Below are 18676 nucleotides of genomic sequence, written 5' to 3' on the forward strand. Positions count from 1 at the left end.
GGCCCCGCCCCACCCCGGCCGCGCCGCGGCCGACCCCCCGTCCGGCCCGACCGACGCCTCCGCCGCCCTCGGGCGACTGAGCGGCAGACCCGACAGGCCAGACGCACCAGCACCCATGACGCCCGGAGGGACCCCTCCGGGCGCTGACCAGAACGCGGGCGGGCGATCACGCCCGCCCGGAACGAGGAGGACGGCAGCCGTGCCGAAGATGAAGACCCACAGCGGGGCCAAGAAGCGCTTCAAGGTCACCGGGAGCGGCAAGCTCATGCGCGAGCGCACCAACCTGCGCCACCTGCTGGAGGGCAAGTCGACCCGCCGCACGCGCCGCCTGTCCGTCGACGCGCAGCTCTCGCCGGCCGACGCCAAGCGCGCCGAGCGCCTGCTCGGCCGCTGAGCGGCTGAGTCCTCCCCCCACCGACCTCTAGAAGACCCAGGAGCACCCCGTGGCACGCGTCAAGCGGGCAGTCAACGCCCAGAAGAAGCGCCGCACCGTCCTCGAGCGCGCCAGCGGCTACCGCGGCCAGCGCTCGCGGCTCTACCGCAAGGCGAAGGAGCAGGTCACCCACTCCCTCGTCTACGCCTACCGCGACCGCCGCGCCCGCAAGGGCGACTTCCGCCGCCTGTGGATCCAGCGCATCAACGCCGCGGTCCGCGAGAACGGCATGACCTACAACCGCTTCATCCAGGGCCTCAAGGCCGCGGGTGTCGAGGTGGACCGCCGCATGCTGGCCGAGCTGGCCGTCAACGACCCGGGCGCCTTCGCGGCGCTGGTCACCACCGCTCGCGAGGCCCTGCCCGCGACGCCGGCCGCCGCCGGCTCGGCGGCCTGACACCGGTCCGGTAGCGGGGCGCGACGGGCGTGGGCAGCAGCGTGAGCACCGGTCCGGTGGACCACCGGACCGGTGCCCGCGCCGCGGCGGTGCCCACCGGTGCTACCGGACGCCTGTCCAACCCCCGCGCCGACCGCGTCAGGGCGCTGGCGCACCTGGCGACGGCCTCCGGCCGCGCCCGCGCCGGCGCCTTCCTCGCGGAGGGCCCGCAGGCCGTCCGCGAGGCGCTCGCAGCCCCCGCACCCCACCGCGTGCGCACCGTCGTGGCCACGGCCGCGGCGCTGCAGCGGCACCCCGAGCTCGGCCCCGGCGCGCACCGCGCCGGGGCCGAGCTGCTGCAGTGCACCGACGAGGTGCTGGCCGTCCTGTCCGGCACCCGCACCCCCCAGGGCGTCGTCGCGGTCTGCGACGCCGTCCGCACCGGTCTGGACGAGGTCCTGGCCGGTCCCGGTGGCCGTCCCCCGGCGCTGGTGGCGCTGCTGGCGCGCGTGCAGGACCCGGGCAACGCGGGCACGGTGGTGCGCGTGGCGGACGCGGCGGGTGCCGGAGCGGTGCTCCTCACGGGCGGCAGCGTCGACGTGCACAACCCCAAGGTGGTCCGCTCCACGGCGGGCAGCCTCTTCCACCTCGACGTCGTCCAGGGCGTGGAGCTGGCCGATGCGGTCGAGCGCTTGCGCGCCGCTGGCGTGGCGGTGCTGGCCACGGACGGCGTGCCGGGCCGCGGCAGCGCCGACCTCGACGACCTCCTCGACGAGGCCGAGGGCGGCGCGGGCCCGCTCGCGGGGCCCACGGCCTGGCTGTTCGGCAACGAGGCCAGCGGCCTGGACCCGGCCGAGCGAGAGCTGGCGGACCTCGCCGTGCGGGTGCCGCTGCACGGCCGCGCCGAGAGCCTGAACCTCGCCACCGCCGCCGCGGTGTGCCTGTACGCCAGCGCCCGCGCGCACCGGCGGGGACGGCGTCCGGGCGGCGCGCCGCGGGGGGTCGTCGACCCCGCGGGGGCCGTCAGCCACACTGGCGCCGTGGAGCACCGCACCTCCCCGTCGCGGGCGAGCACCGGCAGCCCCTCGTCCGCCGCAGCGGTGGCCCATGACTGAGACCGTGCTGCCGTGCGGCCCGGAGGCCGCGGGCCAGGCACGCCGCCTCGTGGCCCAGGCGTGCACCGCGGCCGAGCTGCCGCCCGACGCCTGCGACAGCGCCCTGCTGTGCACCAGCGAGCTGGTCACCAACGCGATCGTCCACGGACGCTCGGACGTGCGCCTGTGGATCCGCACGGACCGCGGCTGGCTGCGCATCGAGGTCGGCGACGACAACTCCCGCCACCCGCACCTGCAGCCCGCCGACGACGGCGCGCTGGACGGCCGGGGGCTCTTCATCGTCGACCTGCTCACCACGCGGTGGGGGGTCCGGGACGACAGCATCGGCAAGGTCGTCTGGTTCGAGCTCCGCGCTGACCCCGTCACCGGGTGAGCGAGCACCCGGTGTCCACCCAGAGCCGCGGATCAGTCACCAGGAGTGACGACGAGTGGGTCTCTGGCGGTACGGTCGGCGGCGTGGACGCCGCGCAGGGGCTGCTCGAGGAGCTGCCGGACGGTGTGGTCGTCGTCGGCGCCGACGCCCGCGTGCAGCTGGTCAACGCTGGCGCCGAGCGGTGCACGGGCATCCCCCGCGAGCAGCTCCTCGGCCAGGACGTGCGCCGGGCGCTGCCGCTGCAGGACACCACCGGCCGCGACTGGTGGTCGATGACCGACCCGTTCACCGGCCTCGCCACGCGCAGCGGCCACCGCGAGCGGCTGCTCGTGCTCCCCGGCGAGCACGAGGTGCTCGTCACGGCGCGCTACGTGCGGCCGGCCCGCAGCGCCCCGGTCCAGCGCGTGGTGCTGCAGCTGCGCGACACCGAGGCCCGCCGCCGGCTGGAGAACGACCACGCCGGGCTCATCTCCACGGTCGCCCACGAGCTGCGCTCGCCCCTGACGTCCGTCAAGGGCTTCACCTCCACGCTGCTGCGCCGCTGGGAGCGCCTCTCGGACGCGCAGAAGCGCCTCATGCTCGAGACGGTCGAGGCCGACGCCGACCGCGTCACCCGCCTCATCGCGGAGCTCCTCGACATCTCCCGCATGGACGCCGGCCGCCTGGAGGTCAAGCGGCAGGTGGTCGACCTGGCCGGCCTGGTGCGGGGGCAGGTGGAGCGCGCGGTGGCCACCGGCCAGCCGCCGGAGCGCTTCCGGGTGGCCATCTCGGCCGCGCTCCCGGAGGTCTGGGCCGACCCCGACCGCCTCGAGCAGGTGCTGAGCAACCTCGTGGGCAACGCCGTCCGCCACGGCGCCGGGCAGATCGACGTCTCGGTCACGCCCGACCCGGACGGCGACGGCGTGGCCGTGGTCGTCGACGACGAGGGCGAGGGCATCCCGCCCGAGCACCTCGGCGTCGTCTTCACCAAGTTCTGGCGGGGCTCGCGCCGGGGCGGCACCGGGCTGGGGCTGTACGTGGTGCGCGGCCTGGTCGACGCCCACGGCGGTCGGATCACGGTGGGCGCCTCCCCGTCGGGCGGCGCCCGGTTCCGGTTCACGCTGCCCGCGGCCGTCCCCGACTTCGTCCAGCTGCCCGGCACCCCGCTGCTGGACCGCCGCTCCGGCGCTGACCGCCGCCAGCTGCGGCTGTCGCTGCCGGACGGTGTCGACGAGCGGACCCCCGCCGCCGGCACCCCCGGGACGACGACGGGCGCGGCTGACCCCAGCCGCTGACGCGGCGCGGGCTCCCCGCCGTCGTCGTCCCCGGCGGCGGGGTGGACCGACCGGGGGACGGCCTCCGGCGCTCTGGCAGGCTTGCCCGGTGCCCGAACTGGAGAACGACCCGCTCAGCGAGCAGGCCGTGGAGAGCGCCGTCGACGCCGCGCTGGCCGCGCTGGCCGCCGCGCCCGACCTGGACGCCCTCAAGGAGGTGCGCCTGGCGCACACCGGCGACCGCAGCCCCCTCGCCCTGGCCAACCGCGCCATCGCCGACGTGCCCCCCGCCGACCGCGCCGTCGTCGGCAAGCGCATCGGTGGAGCCCGCGGCCGCGTGCGCGCCGCGCTCGAGGCCCGCACGGCCGAGCTCGAGGCCGAGCGCGACGCCCGCGTGCTCGTGGAGGAGACCGTCGACCTGACGGTCCCCGTCCAGCGCACCCGCGCCGGCGCGCGCCACCCGCTGGCGCTGGTGGCCGAGCGCGTCGAGGACGTCTTCACCGCCATGGGCTACGAGGTGGCCGAGGGCCCCGAGGTCGAGGCGGAGTGGTTCAACTTCGACGCCCTGAACTTCGGCGTGGACCACCCGGCGCGCCAGATGCAGGACACCTTCTTCGTCGACCCGCCGAGCTCGGGGCTGGTGATGCGCACCCACACCTCGCCGGTGCAGGCGCGCTCCCTGCTGGAGCGCGGCGCCCCGCTGTACGTGGTGTGCCCGGGGCGCACGTTCCGCACGGACGAGCTCGACGCCACCCACACCCCCGTCTTCAACCAGGTCGAGGGCATCGCCGTGGACCAGGGCCTGACCATGGCCCACCTGCGCGGCACCCTCGACCGCCTGGCGACGGCGCTGCTGGGCCCGAGCGCCCGCACGCGCCTGCGCCCGTCCTTCTTCCCCTTCACAGAGCCGTCCGCGGAGCTCGACGTCTGGTTCGAGCGCCCCGACGGGTCCGGGAGCGGGTGGCTCGAGCTCGGAGGCTGCGGCATGGTCAACCCGAACGTCCTGCGCGCCTGCGGGGTCGACCCGGAGCGCTACAGCGGCTTCGCGTTCGGCATGGGCATCGAGCGGATCCTGCAGATCCGCAACGGCGTCGCGGACATGCGCGACATGGTCGAGGGCGACGTCCGCTTCTCACGCGCCTTCGGCACCGGCCTCGGGACGGCCCTCTGATGCGCGCGCCCCTGAGCTGGATCCGGCAGTGGGTCGACCTGCCCGCCGACGCCACGGGCGAGCAGGTCGCCGCCGCCCTGGTGCGCGTGGGCCTGGAGGAGGAGGGCCTGCACGGCGGCGACGTCGTCGGTCCCGTCGTCGTCGGCCGCGTGCTGTCGGCGGACCCCGAGCCGCAGAAGAACGGCAAGACGATCAACTGGTGCTCCGTCGACACCGGCGAGAGCGAGCCCCGCGGCGTCGTGTGCGGCGCGAGCAACTTCGGCGCCGGCGACCTCGTCGTCGTCGCCCTCCCGGGCGCGGTGCTGCCCGGGCCGTTCCCCATCGCCGCGCGCAAGACCTACGGGCACGTCTCCGACGGGATGATCTGCTCCGCCCGCGAGCTGGGCCTGGGGGAGGACCACGCCGGGATCATCGTGCTGACCCGCCTCCTCGGCGGCGCTGCCGCGTCGCAGCTGGAGCCCGGCCAGGACGCCCTCGCGCTGCTCGGGCTCACCGAGGAGGTCGTCGAGGTCAACGTCACGCCGGACCGCGGCTACTGCTTCAGCGTGCGAGGCCTGGCCCGCGAGTACGCCCACGGGGCCCGCCTCGACGTCGCCACCGCGTTCCGCGACCCGGCCGACGTCGAGGTGCCGGACGCCGGCGCTGGAGCCGGCCACGGCGTCGAGCTGCGCGACGGCGCCCCGATCCACGGGGCTCCCGGCTGCACGCGGTTCGTCACGCGCGTGGTCCGCGGCGTCGACCCTGCGGCCCCGTCGCCGTTCTGGCTCCAGCGCCGCCTGCAGCAGGCCGGCATGCGGCCGATCTCGCTGGCCGTCGACGTCACCAACCACGTGATGCTCGAGCTGGGCCAGCCGCTGCACGCCTACGACCTCGGCACGCTCGACGGCCCGCTCGTCGTGCGCCGCGCGCGCCCGGGGGAGCGGCTCGTCACCCTCGACGGCGTCGACCGCGAGCTCGACCCCGAGGACCTCCTCATCGCCGACGGCCCCGACGGCGCGCGCGCCGTCGGGCTGGCGGGCGTGATGGGCGGGCGCGAGACCGAGGTCACGACGACGACGCGCGACGTGCTCGTCGAGGCCGCCCGCTTCGACCCGGTGACCATCGCGAGGACGGCGCGGCGCCACAAGCTGCCCAGCGAGGCCAGCCGCCGCTTCGAGCGCGGCGTCGACACGGCGCTGCAGGCGGCGGCCGCCGAGCTGGCGGTCCGCCTGCTGGTGGAGCACGGCGGCGGGACCGCCGACGACGCGGCCACCGACGTCGTCGCGCCCGGCGCCGTCGTGCGGCCTGCAGCGATCACCCTCCCCGTCGACCTGCCGGCGCGCCTGTCCGGCGTCCCCGCTGAGCAGCTGGACCGCGCCCGCGTGGTCGAGCTGCTGGAGCAGGTCGGCTGCTCGGTGGGCGAGGGCTCGCCGGCCGGCGCGCTCGCGGTCACCCCGCCGACCTGGCGGCCAGACCTCGTGCAGCCCGTGGACCTGGTCGAGGAGGTCGTGCGCCTGCACGGCTACGAGGCCGTCCCGTCGGTGCTGCCGCCGGCCCCGCCCGGCCGCGGCCTGACCACCGGGCAGCGGCTGCGCCGCCGTGCTGCCGACGCGCTCGCGGCCGGCGGGTTCGTGGAGGTGCGGTCCTACCCGTTCACGTCCGCTGCCCGCAGCGACGAGCTCGCCCTGCCCGCGGACGACCCGCGCCGCACCGCGCTGCGGCTGGCCAACCCGCTGTCGGACGAGCAGCCGCTGCTGCGCACCAGCGTGCTGGCCACGCTGCTGGACGTGCTGCGCCGCAACACCTCGCGCGGCGCCGCTGACGTGGCGCTGTTCGAGCTCGGCGGTGTCGTCAACCCGGTGGCGGGCGCCCCGGCGGCGGCGCGGCTGCGCGTCGACGCCCGCCCGTCCGACGACGAGCTCGCCGGCCTGCTCGCCGCGGTGCCGCCGCAGCCCGTGCACGTGGCCGGCGTGCTGGCCGGCCGGGCGGAGCCCGAGGGATGGTGGGGCGCCGGCCGGGAGGCCGACGCGGCCGACGCCGTGGCCGCCGCCCAGCTCGTGGCGCAGGCGCTGCGGGTGCCGCTGGTCGTGACGGCCGGAGCGCTCGCGCCCTGGCACCCGGGCCGCTGCGCGCAGCTGGCCCTGCCCGGCGGGGACGTCGTCGGCCACGCCGGTGAGCTGCACCCCGCGGTCGTCTCCGCGCTGGGGCTGCCGGCGCGGACGGTGGCCTTCGAGCTCGACCTCGACGCGCTCGTCGCGGCGGCGCCCGAGCTGGTGCCCGCGCCGCGGCTGTCGCCGTTCCCGCCGAGCAAGGAGGACGTCGCGCTCGTCGTCGACGTCTCCGTGCCCGCCGAGGCGGTGCGGCAGGCGCTGCTCGCCGGCGTCGCGGGCGCCGGCCACGCGGACCTGGTCGAGGAGGTGCGCCTCTTCGACGTCTACACCGGCGCGCCCGTGCCCGAGGGGCACCGCTCGCTGGCGTTCACCCTGCGGCTGCGCGCGCTGGACCGGACGCTCACCGCAGCGGACGCCGCCGCGGTGCGCGAGGCCGCCGTCGCCGAGGCGTCCCGCCGCCACGGCGCCGTGCTGCGCGGCGCGTGAGCGCCGTGCCGCCGACACCACCCAGCCGCGTCGCGCTCGTCACCGGCGCGACCAGCGGCATCGGGCGCGGCCTGGCCGAGGCGCTCAGCGCCGCCGGCCTGGCCGTCGGGCTGCTGGGACGTGATGGCGAGCGCCTCGCCGAGGCGCTGCAGGCCGTGCGCCGCACCGGTGCGCGCTGCGCGGCGGTCCCGGCCGACGTCGTCGACCTCCCCGCCCTCCAGCAGGCGGTCGACCACCTGGAGTCCCAGCTGGGCCCGGCGGACCTGCTCGTCTCGGCCGCCGGGATCATCGAGGCGAGCGAGGTGCCGGTCTGGGAGGCCGACCCCGCCGAGTGGCGGCGCGTCGTCGACGTCGACCTCGTCGGCGCCTTCCACGCCGTCCGCGCCGTGGTCCCCGGCATGGTGGCGCGCGGCGGTGGCCGCGTCATCAACCTCGACTCGGGCGCCGGCATCAAGGACTCCGCCGTCTACTCGGCGTACAACGCGGCGAAGGCGGGGCTCTTCCGCCTCGGCGGCAACCTCCACGCCGCGGGCGCTGCGCACGGCATCAGCGTGCTCGAGCTGGCGCCCGGCGTCGTCCGGACGCCCATGACCATGGCGATGGCCACCCACGAGCAGCGCCGCCAGCGCGACGAGTGGACGAGCCAGGCCGAGGTCGACGCCCTCGCCGTCGCCTTCGCCCGCGGTGAGCTCGACGCCTTCTCCGGCCGCATGGTCCGGGCGGGCGTCGACACCCCCGCCTCGCTCGCCGAGCGCGCCGCGGCCGGGCTCGACGACGACGCCCGGACGCTGCGCCTGCGCCCCTGGGGCACCGACGACCCTCTCCGCTGACGTCCGTGGGTGGGCCCGTGCCACTCCCTGACTGGCACGGGGTGGCCCCGTGCCAGCAGGAGTGGCACAGGGCCACCCCGTGCCATCGGGGGAGGAGGCCGGGCGAGCAGCATCTTTGCATGGCCATGCATGCATCTGTATGATTCGCGTGTGATCAGGGTGGCTGTGGCGGGGGCGAGCGGGTACGCCGGGGGTGAGGCGCTGCGCCTCCTCCTGGGGCACCCCGAGGTCGAGGTCGGGGCGGTGACGGCCGCCTCCAGCGCGGGCGCCCGCCTGGGTGACGTGCACCCGCACCTGCTGCCCCTGGCCGACCGGGTCCTGCAGGAGACCACCCCCGAGCTGCTCGCCGAGCACGACGCCGTCGTCCTCGCCCTCCCGCACGGCGCCTCCGCCGCGCTGGCCGCCCAGCTGCCCGCCGACGTGCTCGTGCTCGACTGCGGCGCCGACCACCGCCTCGCGGACCCGGTCGCGTGGAAGACCTTCTACGGCACCGACCACGCCGGCACCTGGCCGTACGGCATGCCCGAGCTCCTCACCGGGCCCTCCGCGACGCAGGGGACGACGGCAGCGGCCCCCAAGCAGCGCGACGCCCTCGTCGGCGCGCGCCGCGTCGCCGTGCCCGGCTGCTACCCCACCGGCGTCTCCCTCGCGCTCGCGCCCGGCTTCGCCGCGGGCCTGCTGGAGCCGGACGACGTCGTCGTCGTCGCCGCCTCGGGGACGTCGGGTGCGGGCAAGGGCCTCAAGCCGAACCTCCTCGGCAGCGAGGTCATGGGCTCCATGAGCCCGTACGGCGTGGGCGGCGTGCACCGGCACACCCCGGAGGTCGAGCAGAACCTGTCCGGCGCCGCAGGTGAGCCCGTCACCGTGAGCTTCACGCCGACGCTGGCGCCGATGCCGCGCGGCATCCTCGCCACCTGCACCGCCCGGGTGCGCCCGGGGACCACGGCGGACCAGCTGCGCGCCGCCTGGCGAGCGGCCTACGCCGACGAGCCCTTCGTGCACCTGCTGCCCGAGGGCTCCTGGCCCCGCACCGCCGACGTGCTCGGCTCCAACGCCGTCGTCCTGGGCCTCGCGCTGGACGAGCGCGTGGGGCGCGTCGTCGTCGTCGCCGCGGAGGACAACCTCACCAAGGGCACCGCCGGCGCGGCCGTGCAGTGCCTCAACCTCGCCTTCGGCCTGCCCGAGACGCTCGGACTGCCCGTCACCGGGCTGGCCCCGTGAGCGCCGGCCTCCTCCTGCACGAGCACCCCGGGGCGGTCTCGGTGGTGCGCCTGCCCGCCGACGCCCCCGACCCCACGTGGGCCCGGGGCGAGCCGCTGGTGTGCGTGGCCCGCAGCGCTGACGAGCTCAGCGTGGTCTGCCCCGCCCTCGCCGTGCCCGAGCAGCTGCCCGGCCCGGTGCAGGGCCCGTACGCGGCGTTCGAGGTGGCTGGTCCGCTCGACTCCGCCCTGACCGGCGTGCTCGCCGGTCTGCTCCGCCCGCTCGCCGATGGAGGCATCAGCGTGTTCGCCCTCTCGACCTTCGACACCGACTGGGTGCTCGTGCCCAGCGGCAGCACCGCCCCGGCCACCGCCGCGTGGCGCGCTGCCGGCCACGAGGTGGAGGTGCTGGCCGCATGACCAGCCCTACCGGCGTCACCGCCCCGGCGGGCTTCCGCGCCGCCGGCACCACCGCGGGCCTCAAGGCCAGCGGCAAGCCCGACCTGGCCCTCGTCGTCAACGACGGGCCCCGCCACGACGCCGCGGTGGTGCTCACCTCCAACCGCGTGCAGGCCGCGCCGGTGAAGTGGACCCGCCAGGCGCTGGCCGACGGCCGCTGCGACGCGGTGGTCCTCAACTCCGGCGGGGCCAACGCCTGCACCGGAGCCCCCGGCTTCGTCGACACGCACGCCACCGCCGAGGCCGTCGCCACGGCCCTGGGGGTCGGCGCCGCGGACGTCGCCGTCTGCTCCACCGGCCTCATCGGCGAGCGGCTGCCGATGGACAAGCTGCTCGCGGGCGTCACCGCGGCCGCTGCGGCCCTCGACGGCTCCGGCGCGGGGGGAGGTGGCGACGCGGCCGCCGCGATCATGACCACGGACACGGTCTCCAAGCAGGCCGTGGCGCAGCGCACCGGGTGGAGCGTCGGCGGCATGGCCAAGGGCGCCGGCATGCTCGCCCCGGGCCTGGCGACGATGCTCGTGGTGCTCACCACCGACGCCGTCGCCGAGCCGGCAGCGCTCGACGCCGCGCTGCGGGAGGCGACCCGGGTCACCTTCGACAGGGTCGACTCCGACGGCTGCATGTCCACCAACGACACGGTGCTGCTGCTGTCCTCCGGAGCCTCCGGCACCACCCCGACCGCCGAGGAGCTGCGCGAGGCCATCACCGCCGTCTGCGCCGACCTGGCGCGCCAGCTGGTCGCGGACGCCGAGGGCGCCAGCCACGACATCGCCGTGGAGGTGGTCGGTGCGGTCACCGAGGACGACGCCGTCACCGTCGCGCGGGCCGTGACCCGCTCCAACCTGTTCAAGGCCGCCGTCTTCGGCAACGACCCGAACTGGGGCCGCGTGCTCGCCGCCGTCGGCACCACCGACGCCGCCTTCGACCCCGACGCCCTCGACGTCTCCTTCAACGGCGTCCAGGTCTGCCGCGCCGGGGGCGTCGGAGACCCCCGCGAGGGCGTCGACCTCAGCGCGCGAGAGGTGAGGATCCTCGTCGACCTGCACGCCGGGCTGGCGTCCGCGACGGTGTGGACCAACGACCTCACCCACGACTACGTCCACGAGAACAGCGCGTACTCCTCATGACCACCACCCCTGACGCGCGCCTGTCCACCGCCGTCGAGAAGGCCGCCGTCCTCGTCGAGGCCCTGCCGTACCTGGAGCGGTTCCACGGCTCCCTCGTCGTGGTGAAGTACGGCGGCAACGCGATGGTCGACGAGTCCCTGACCCGCGCCTTCGCCGCCGACGTCAACTTCCTGCGCCTGGCGGGCCTGCGCCCCGTGGTCGTCCACGGCGGAGGCCCGCAGATCTCCCGCATGCTCGAGCGGCTGGACATCGACAGCGAGTTCCGCGGCGGCCTGCGCGTCACCACCCCGGAGGTCATGGAGGTGGTGCGCATGGTGCTCACCGGCTCCGTCGGCCGCGAGCTGGTCGGCCTGCTCAACGCCTCCGGCCCGCACGCCGTCGGGCTGAGCGGCGAGGACGCCGGCCTGTTCACCGCCCGCCGCCGCCACGCCGTGGTCGACGGGGAGCCCGTGGACGTCGGGCTCGTCGGCGACGTCGTCGCGGTCGACCCGCGCGCCGTCCAGGACCTCCTGGACGCCGGCCGCATCCCCGTGGTCGCCACCGTGGCGCCCGAGGAGGACGGCGACGGCGTGCTCAACGTCAACGCCGACACCGCCGCCGCGGCGCTCGCGGTGGCCCTGGGGGCCCGCAAGCTCGTGGTCCTCACCGACGTCGAGGGGCTGTACGCCGACTGGCCGGACAGGTCCTCGCTCGTCTCCCAGATCGGCGCCGCCGAGCTGGAGCAGCTGCTGCCGACCCTGGAGTCCGGGATGGTGCCGAAGATGGAGGCCTGCCTGCGCGCGGTGCGCGGCGGCGTCGAGGCCGCTCACGTCGTCGACGGGCGCGTGCCGCACACGCTGCTCGTGGAGGTCTTCACCGACTCCGGCGTCGGCACGATGGTGCTGCCGTGAGCGCCTCGACCACCGGGACCGACCTGAGCAAGGACCTCCCCCCCGCCCTGGCGCACCCGGACGGCGGGTCGGCCGCTTGGCTGGAGCGCCACGGCCGCGCCGTCATGGGCACCTACGGCACCCCGCTGCGCACGCTCGTGCGCGGGGAGGGCGCCCAGGTCTGGGACGCCGACGGCCGGCGCTACGTCGACCTGCTCGCCGGCATCGCCACCTCGGTCCTCGGGCACGCCCACCCGCTGCTCACCGCCGCCGTGACCAGCCAGATGGCCACGCTCGGCCACGTCTCCAACTTCTTCGCCACGCCCGCGCAGGTGGCGCTGGCCGAGCAGCTGCTCGCCACCACCCGCGCCGAGCCGGGCGGCCGCGTCTTCTTCGCCAACTCCGGCGCCGAGGCCAACGAGGCCGCCTTCAAGATCGCCCGCCGCACCGGCCGCCCCCGGATCATCGCGGCGCGCGGCGCCTTCCACGGCCGCACCATGGGGGCGCTGGCCATGACGTGGAACCCGAACTACCGCGAGCCCTTCGCGCCACTGCCGGGCGGCGTCGAGCACGTCCCCTTCGGTGACGTCGACGCGCTCGCCGCCGCCCTCCACGACGACGGCCGCGGGGCAGGTGGCGGCACGGTGGCCGCCGTGGTGCTCGAGCCCGTGCAGGGGGAGGGCGGCGTGCTGCCCGCCCCCGACGGCTACCTGGCGGCCGCGCGGCAACTCACCACGGAGGCGGGCGCGCTGCTCGTGCTCGACGAGGTGCAGACCGGCATCGCGCGCACCGGGGCCTGGTTCGCCCACCAGCTGCCCGGCCTCGGCCTGGAGCCCGGGACCCTCCCCGACGTCGTGACGCTCGCCAAGGCCCTCGGCGGGGGAGTGCCCGTGGGGGCCGCCGTCGCCGTCACCACGAAGGCCGGGAGCCTGCTCGGCGCGGGCCAGCACGGCACCACCTACGGCGGCAACCCGCTCGCCACCGCCGCGGGCCTGGCGGTGCTGCACGTGGTGGAGCGCGACGGCCTGGCCGAGCGAGCCCGCTCCATCGGCCAGCAGCTGCAGACCGCCGTCGACACCCTCGTCGCCGGCGGCGCCCCTCTGCTCACCGGTCTGCGCGGCGTCGGCGCCCTGCAGGCGCTCGTGCTCGACGCGCCGGCGTCCAAGGACGTCGCCGCGGCGGCGCTGGAGGCGGGGTTCATCGTCAACGCCGTCGCCCCCGACGCCGTCCGGATCGCCCCGCCGCTCGTCCTCACCGACGCGCAGCTGGCCGAGTTCACCACCGCCCTGCCCGGGATCCTCGAGCGCGCCGCCGCCTCACAGGCCCCCGTCGCACCAGCCCCCACCGGGAGCCCCGAATGACCAGCGACGCCAGCAGCTTCCCGCAGCACTTCCTGCGCGACGACGACCTCACCCAGGCCCAGCAGGCCGACGTCCTGCGCCTGGCCATCGAGCTCAAGGCCGAGCGCGCAGCAGGACGGCACCCGCGCCGGCCGCTGGAGGGCCCGAAGACCGCAGCGCTCCTGTTCGACAAGCCCTCCACGCGGACCCGGCTGTCCTTCTCGGTCGGCGTGGCCGAGCTGGGCGGGTTCCCGCTCGTCATCGACGCCGCCACGAGCCAGCTGGGCCGCGGCGAGCCGGTGGCCGACACCGCCCGGGTGCTGTCCCGGCAGGTGGCCGCCATCACCTGGCGCACCTTCGCGCAAGGCCAGCTGGAGGCCATGGCCGCAGCCAGCAGCGTCCCGGTGGTGAACGCCCTCACCGACCTGCTGCACCCGTGCCAGATCCTCGCGGACCTGCAGACGGTGGCCGAGCACCGGCCCGGCGGCGTCGACGGGCTGCCGGGGACGGTCTTCGCCTACGTCGGCGACGGCAACAACAACATGGCCAACTCCTACCTGCTGGGCGGGGCGGTGGCGGGCATGCACGTCCGCGTCGGCACGCCCGAGACCCACCTGCCCGACCCGGGCGTCCTGGAGGACGCCCGTCGCGCGGCGGGGGCCACGGGAGGCTCGGTGACCGTCGTGCACGACGCCGCCGAGGCCGTCGCCGGGGCCGACGTCGTCGCCACCGACACCTGGGTGTCGATGGGCCAGGAGGCCGAGGCCGCCTCCCGCGAGACGCCGTTCGTGCCCTTCGCGGTGACGCCGGAGCTCATGGCCGGGGCCGCACCCGGCGCGGGCGTGCTGCACTGCCTGCCCGCCTACCGCGGCAAGGAGGTCGACGCCTCCTATCTCGACGGGCCCGGGTCCTGGGTGTGGGACGAGGCCGAGAACCGCCTCCACGCCCAGAAGGCGCTCCTGGTGGCCCTGCTCGAGGCGCGCGGGCTCCCGGGCGCATGACCTCCTCCTCGGCGCCGACGACGCCGACCGCACGGCGGGCGCGCATCGCGGCGCTCGTCGGCACGCGGCCCGTGCGCTCCCAGACGGAGCTCGCGGAGCTGCTCGCGGCGGACGGCGTCGTCGTCACCCAGGCGACGCTGTCCCGCGACCTCGTCGAGCTGGGAGCCGTCAAGGTGCGGTCGAGCAGCGCCGGCGGGGGACTGGTGTACGCGGTGCCCGCCGAGGGGGGAGACCGCACACCGCGGCCCGCCGTGCCCGAGGCCGGCCGCGCCGCTCGCCTGGCGCGGCTGTGCGAGGAGCTGCTCGTCACCGCCGAGGCGTCCGCCAACCTCGTCGTCGTCAGGACCCCGCCGGGCGCGGCCCAGTTCCTGGCCTCCGCCGTCGACCACGCCGCCCTGCCGGAGGTGATGGGCTGCATCGCCGGCGACGACACCGTGCTGCTGGTCGCCCGCGACCCCGCCGGCGGGCCCGCGCTCGCGGCCCGGATGATCGCCCTGGCCGACGGCCGCGCCGAGCCGCCGGCCACCCCCACCAGCCCCGCCACCAGCCCCGCCACCAGCCCCGTGACCAGCACCGCGCAGGAGACCCCGTGAGCCAGCCGTCCCCGACCGCCACCGCCTCCGGGGGGACCACCGTCCAGGGCGCCCTGTGGGGCGGCCGCTTCGCCAGCGGCCCGTCCGCGGCGCTCGCGGCCCTGTCCAGGAGCACGCACTTCGACTGGCGCCTGGCCCCCCACGACGTCCGCGCCTCCATGGCCCACGCCCGGGTGCTGCACACCGCCGGCCTGCTCACCGACGAGCAGCTCACCCGGATGCTCGAGGTGCTCCAGTCCGTCCTCGACGACGTCGTCTCCGGCGCCCTGCAGCCCGCCGACGACGACGAGGACGTGCACGGCGCGCTCGAGCGCGTGCTGGTGGAGCGCGCCGGGGCCGACCTCGGCGGCCGCCTGCGCGCGGGCCGCTCCCGCAACGACCAGATCGCCACCCTGCTGCGCATGCACCTGCGCTCCGAGGCGGGTGCGATCCGCACGCACCTGCTGGAGCTGGTCGAGGTGCTGGCCGCCACCGCCGAGGCGCACCCCAGCGCCGCGATGCCCGGCCGCACCCACCTGCAGCACGCCCAGCCGGTGCTGCTGGCCCACCACCTGCTCGCCCACGCGTGGGCGCTCCTGCGCGACGTCGAGAGGTTCCGCGACTGGGACGCTCGCGCGGCGCTGTCGCCCTACGGCTCCGGGGCGCTCGCGGGCTCCTCCCTCGGGCTCGACCCGGAGGCCGTCGCCGCCGAGCTCGGCTTCGCGGGGTCGGTGCCGAACAGCATCGACGGCACCGCCAGCCGCGACGTGGCGGCGGAGTTCGCCTTCGTGGCCGCGATGGTCGGCGTCGACCTCTCCCGCCTGGCGGAGGAGGTGGTGCTGTGGGCCACCAAGGAGTTCGGCTTCGTGGCGCTCGACGACGCCTTCTCCACGGGGTCGAGCATCATGCCGCAGAAGAAGAACCCCGACATCGCCGAGCTGGCTCGCGGCAAGGCCGGACGCCTCATCGGAGACCTCACCGGCCTGCTCGCCACGCTCAAGGCCCTCCCGCTCGCGTACAACCGCGACCTGCAGGAGGACAAGGAGCCCGTCTTCGACGCCGCCGACACCCTCCTCCTGCTGCTGCCGGCCTTCACGGGCATGGTCGCCACGCTGCGCTTCGACACCGAGCGCCTGGCCGAGCTGGCGCCGCAGGGCTTCTCGCTGGCCACCGACGTCGCCGACCACCTCGTGCGCCTGGGGGTGCCGTTCCGCGACGCCCACGAGGCCGCCGGCGCGGCGGTGCGCCGCTGCGAGGAGCTGGGCTGCGAGCTCGACGAGCTGCCCGACGCCGACCTCGCGGCGATCCACCCGCGCCTGGGGGAGACCCCGGAGGCCGCCGCCGCGGTGCGGGCGGTGCTCACGGTGGAGGGCTCCATCGCCTCCCGCGACGCCCGGGGCGGCACTGCGCCGGCGCGCGTGGCCGAGCAGCTCGCCGAGCTGCGCGCCGCCGCCACCGCCCTCGCCTGACCCCACCCCGTGATCATGGGCGAACGGCCACCCTCCGCGGTCCCGCGCGCCTTCTTCGACCGTCCTGTCCTGGAGGTGGCTCGCGACCTCCTCGGCCGCGTCGTCGTCCACACCACCGACGACGGCGCGGTCGCGGTCCGCCTCACCGAGGTCGAGGCCTACGCGGGCCCCGGAGACCCCGGCTCGCACGCCGCGCGCGGCCGCACGCCCCGCACGGCGGTGATGTTCGGCCCGCCCGGCCACGCGTACGTCTACTTCAGCTACGGCATGCACTGGTGCGCCAACCTCGTCTGCGGGCCGGAGGGCACCGCCAGCGCCGTGCTGCTGCGCGCGGGGGAGGTGGTGGGCGGCCTCGACCTGGCGCGCTCGCGGCGCCCCGCGGCCCGCAGGGACGTCGACCTCGCCCGGGGACCGGCGCGCCTCGCCTCCGCGCTCGGGCTCGACAAGGCGCAGGACGGCGCGGACCTGTGCTCTCCGAGCTCCGCGCTGCGCGTGCTCGACGCGCCGTCGTCGTCCCTCGCAGCGCCGGCGGAGGTCCTCACCGGTCCGAGGGTCGGGGTCTCGGGCGAGGGCGGCGACGGCGAGCGCTTCCCGTGGCGGTTCTGGCTGGCGGGGGAGGCGACCGTCTCGGCTTACCGCGTGGCGGCACCGCGGCGGCGTCGGGCAGGCTCTGCACCGACCTCGACGACGACGAGGCCGACCGACGAGGAGAGCACGCAGTGACCACGGCAGCCGGATCCGGGATCATCGACGAGCTGCGCTGGCGGGGTGTGCTGGCGCAGAGCACCGACGAGGACGCGCTGCGCGCCGCCCTCGACGCCGGTCCGGTCACCTTCTACGTCGGCTTCGACCCCACCGCGCCGAGCCTGCACATGGGCAACCTCGTCCAGCTGGTCACCGCCAAGCGCCTCCAGGACGCAGGGCACGTGCCGCTGCTGCTGGTCGGCGGCTCGACCGGCCTCGTCGGGGACCCCCGCATGAGCGGGGAGCGCGTGCTCAACGACCCCGAGGTCGTGGCGAGCTGGGTGGCCCGCATCGCCGAGCAGGTGCGCCCCTTCGTCTCCTTCGAGGGCCCGAACGCCGCGCGGTTGGTGAACAACCTCGACTGGACGGCGCCGATGAGCGCCATCGAGTTCCTGCGCGACGTCGGCAAGCACTTCCGCGTGGGCCGGATGCTCGCCAAGGAGGCCGTCTCGGCGCGCATGGCCTCCGACGAGGGCATCAGCTTCACCGAGTTCAGCTACCAGATCCTCCAGGGTATGGACTACCTGGAGCTGTTCCGCCGGTACGGCTGCACGCTCCAGACCGGTGGGTCGGACCAGTGGGGGAACATCACCAGCGGGGTCGACCTCGTCCACCGGGTGGAGGGAGCGTCGGTGCACGCCCTGTCCACGCAGCTGATCACCAAGCCGGACGGCACGAAGTTCGGCAAGACCGAGTCCGGCACGGTGTGGCTGAGCCCGGAGATGACGAGCCCGTACGCCTTCTACCAGTTCTGGCTGGCGGCCGAGGACGCAGCCGTGGACTGGTACCTGCGGGTCTTCACCCAGCGGACGCAGGAGGAGCTGGCGGCGCTCGCGGAGGAGACGGCGGCCCGTCCGCAGGCCCGGGCGGCGCAGCGGCTGCTCGCCCAGGACGTCACCACCCTCGTCCACGGCGCGGAGACCACGGCGCGCGTGGAGGCGGCGAGCGCGGCGCTCTTCGGGCAGGGGGACCTGGCCTCGCTGGACCACGGGACCCTGGCCTCGGCGCTGGCGGAGCTGCCCACGGCCCGGGTGTCTCCGGGCGAGCCGCTGCTGGTGCCGCGACTCCTCGCGGACGCCGGTGTGGTCCCCAGCGCCTCGGCGGGGCGCCGGGCCGTGGCCGAGGGCGGGGCGTACGTCAACAACGAGCGGTGGACGGACGCGGACGCACCCGTGGACGCCGGGTCCCTGCTGCACGGCCGGTGGCTGGTGCTGCGGCGGGGCAAGCGGACGCTGGCGGCCGTGGACGTGCGCGGCGCCGAGGGCTCGGGCGCAGCGTGACGCGGTGTCACCGGGCGGGCCGCCCGTCCGGTGACACCGGCGTCTCAGGCGTGTGAACGCCGTGTGACCTGCGCAGGTGCGAGACCTGGCGACCGGGTGGCACGCGGGGGACACCCCGGGTTTGACGCTCACCGGCCCGTCACGTAATGTTCTTCTCGTTCGCCCGCCGGGCGGGCCGGCCCGGAAGGGTAGGCCCCGGACGGGAGGGCCACCTCGACAAGCACCGGTCGGAATCGACCGGGGAATTGTTGCGGGTAGGATGGAGACATCCCGAGCGATCAGCCGAAAGGCTGTGAGTCGGTGTGTGTTCGTTTCTTGAGAACTCAACAGCGTGCCGAATGTCGATGCCAACTTTTGTTGGCTCGAGTTGGATGTCAGATGACGTCTTTTTCGTGCCAGATTTTATTCTCTGGTCGTGGCCGGTTTCGGTTGCGGTCGGTGTTGGCCTGTTCGTGTCCTGGGTTTGCCTGGGGTGTGGGTGGGTTT

General features: G+C 76.0%; 18 protein-coding genes. All 18 read left to right on the plus strand.

Annotated elements, in window-relative coordinates:
* Positions 1-199: 199 nt before the first annotated feature.
* The 18 genes from rpmI (at position 200) to tyrS (ending at position 18190) form a co-directional block, all read left to right on the plus strand.
* Positions 200-394 carry a 50S ribosomal protein L35 gene (gene rpmI, locus FHN55_RS12515; RefSeq protein WP_109775618.1) on the plus strand — a complete coding sequence of 65 codons (195 nt, stop codon included), beginning with the start codon at positions 200-202 and terminating at the stop codon, positions 392-394.
* 49 nt (positions 395-443) lie between these two features.
* Positions 444-830 (plus strand): 50S ribosomal protein L20, encoded by a 387-nt coding sequence (gene rplT / locus FHN55_RS12520; protein ID WP_139712664.1) that lies wholly within the window; start codon positions 444-446, stop codon positions 828-830.
* An 89-nt stretch (positions 831-919) separates the two neighbouring features.
* Positions 920-1924 (plus strand): RNA methyltransferase, encoded by a 1005-nt coding sequence (locus tag FHN55_RS12525; RefSeq protein ID WP_218974621.1) that lies wholly within the window; start codon positions 920-922, stop codon positions 1922-1924.
* Complete coding sequence (locus FHN55_RS12530; protein ID WP_139712665.1) at positions 1917-2297, plus strand: ATP-binding protein; 381 nt, start codon at positions 1917-1919, stop codon at positions 2295-2297. The genes FHN55_RS12525 and FHN55_RS12530 overlap by 8 nt, the downstream gene beginning before the upstream one ends.
* 83 nt (positions 2298-2380) lie before the next feature.
* Positions 2381-3571, plus strand: coding sequence for an ATP-binding protein (locus FHN55_RS12535; protein ID WP_257570935.1), 1191 nt, complete (start codon positions 2381-2383; stop codon positions 3569-3571).
* A gap of 88 nt (positions 3572-3659) precedes the next feature.
* Entirely contained in the window at positions 3660-4721 is a 1062-nt protein-coding gene (pheS, locus tag FHN55_RS12540) for a phenylalanine--tRNA ligase subunit alpha (protein WP_180357811.1), read from the plus strand.
* Positions 4721-7297 (plus strand): phenylalanine--tRNA ligase subunit beta, encoded by a 2577-nt coding sequence (gene pheT, locus FHN55_RS12545; RefSeq protein ID WP_139712666.1) that lies wholly within the window; start codon positions 4721-4723, stop codon positions 7295-7297. The genes pheS and pheT overlap by 1 nt, the downstream gene beginning before the upstream one ends.
* On the plus strand, positions 7294-8127 hold the full coding sequence (locus FHN55_RS12550; RefSeq protein ID WP_139712667.1) for an SDR family oxidoreductase: 834 nt from the start codon (positions 7294-7296) through the stop codon (positions 8125-8127). Before pheT ends, FHN55_RS12550 begins: the two co-directional genes overlap by 4 nt.
* 129 nt (positions 8128-8256) lie before the next feature.
* Positions 8257-9348: an N-acetyl-gamma-glutamyl-phosphate reductase gene (argC, locus tag FHN55_RS12555; protein ID WP_139712668.1), complete on the plus strand. Its 1092-nt coding sequence runs from the start codon at positions 8257-8259 to the stop codon at positions 9346-9348.
* Positions 9345-9746 carry an ACT domain-containing protein gene (locus FHN55_RS12560; RefSeq protein ID WP_218974620.1) on the plus strand — a complete coding sequence of 134 codons (402 nt, stop codon included), beginning with the start codon at positions 9345-9347 and terminating at the stop codon, positions 9744-9746. Before argC ends, FHN55_RS12560 begins: the two co-directional genes overlap by 4 nt.
* Positions 9743-10915, plus strand: a complete 1173-nt coding sequence (gene argJ / locus FHN55_RS12565) for a bifunctional glutamate N-acetyltransferase/amino-acid acetyltransferase ArgJ (protein ID WP_139712669.1) — start codon at positions 9743-9745, stop codon at positions 10913-10915. Before FHN55_RS12560 ends, argJ begins: the two co-directional genes overlap by 4 nt.
* Positions 10912-11805, plus strand: coding sequence for an acetylglutamate kinase (gene argB / locus FHN55_RS12570; RefSeq protein ID WP_139712670.1), 894 nt, complete (start codon positions 10912-10914; stop codon positions 11803-11805). The genes argJ and argB overlap by 4 nt, the downstream gene beginning before the upstream one ends.
* The gene (locus tag FHN55_RS12575; protein ID WP_257570937.1) at positions 11802-13145 is read left to right on the plus strand and encodes an acetylornithine transaminase; all 1344 of its coding nucleotides are present in this window, start codon (positions 11802-11804) and stop codon (positions 13143-13145) included. The genes argB and FHN55_RS12575 overlap by 4 nt, the downstream gene beginning before the upstream one ends.
* A complete protein-coding gene (gene argF, locus FHN55_RS12580) occupies positions 13142-14125 on the plus strand; it encodes an ornithine carbamoyltransferase (protein WP_139712671.1) in 984 nt (327 codons plus the stop codon). Before FHN55_RS12575 ends, argF begins: the two co-directional genes overlap by 4 nt.
* Complete coding sequence (locus FHN55_RS12585) at positions 14122-14718, plus strand: arginine repressor (RefSeq protein WP_139712672.1); 597 nt, start codon at positions 14122-14124, stop codon at positions 14716-14718. Before argF ends, FHN55_RS12585 begins: the two co-directional genes overlap by 4 nt.
* On the plus strand, positions 14715-16166 hold the full coding sequence (gene argH / locus FHN55_RS12590; protein WP_139712673.1) for an argininosuccinate lyase: 1452 nt from the start codon (positions 14715-14717) through the stop codon (positions 16164-16166). The genes FHN55_RS12585 and argH overlap by 4 nt, the downstream gene beginning before the upstream one ends.
* 15 nt (positions 16167-16181) lie before the next feature.
* Complete coding sequence (locus FHN55_RS12595) at positions 16182-16889, plus strand: DNA-3-methyladenine glycosylase (RefSeq protein ID WP_139712674.1); 708 nt, start codon at positions 16182-16184, stop codon at positions 16887-16889.
* Positions 16886-18190: a tyrosine--tRNA ligase gene (tyrS, locus tag FHN55_RS12600; RefSeq protein WP_139712675.1), complete on the plus strand. Its 1305-nt coding sequence runs from the start codon at positions 16886-16888 to the stop codon at positions 18188-18190. Before FHN55_RS12595 ends, tyrS begins: the two co-directional genes overlap by 4 nt.
* Positions 18191-18676 lie beyond the last annotated feature (486 nt).

Origin of the sequence: Streptomyces sp. NP160 (assembly GCF_006335115.1) — a bacterium.
Lineage (GTDB): Bacteria > Actinomycetota > Actinomycetes > Actinomycetales > Quadrisphaeraceae > Quadrisphaera.

Bases quoted from the DNA above. Each gene is read 5' to 3' on its own strand.
- FHN55_RS12530 (WP_139712665.1), top strand. From the start codon at position 1,917: ATGACTGAGACCGTGCTGCCGTGCGGCCCGGAGGCCGCGGGCCAGGCA.
- pheT (WP_139712666.1), top strand. From the start codon at position 4,721: ATGCGCGCGCCCCTGAGCTGGATCCGGCAGTGGGTCGACCTGCCCGCC.
- argC (WP_139712668.1), top strand. From the start codon at position 8,257: ATGCATCTGTATGATTCGCGTGTGATCAGGGTGGCTGTGGCGGGGGCG.
- argJ (WP_139712669.1), top strand. From the start codon at position 9,743: ATGACCAGCCCTACCGGCGTCACCGCCCCGGCGGGCTTCCGCGCCGCC.
- argB (WP_139712670.1), top strand. From the start codon at position 10,912: ATGACCACCACCCCTGACGCGCGCCTGTCCACCGCCGTCGAGAAGGCC.
- argF (WP_139712671.1), top strand. From the start codon at position 13,142: ATGACCAGCGACGCCAGCAGCTTCCCGCAGCACTTCCTGCGCGACGAC.
- FHN55_RS12585 (WP_139712672.1), top strand. From the start codon at position 14,122: ATGACCTCCTCCTCGGCGCCGACGACGCCGACCGCACGGCGGGCGCGC.
- FHN55_RS12595 (WP_139712674.1), top strand. From the start codon at position 16,182: ATGGGCGAACGGCCACCCTCCGCGGTCCCGCGCGCCTTCTTCGACCGT.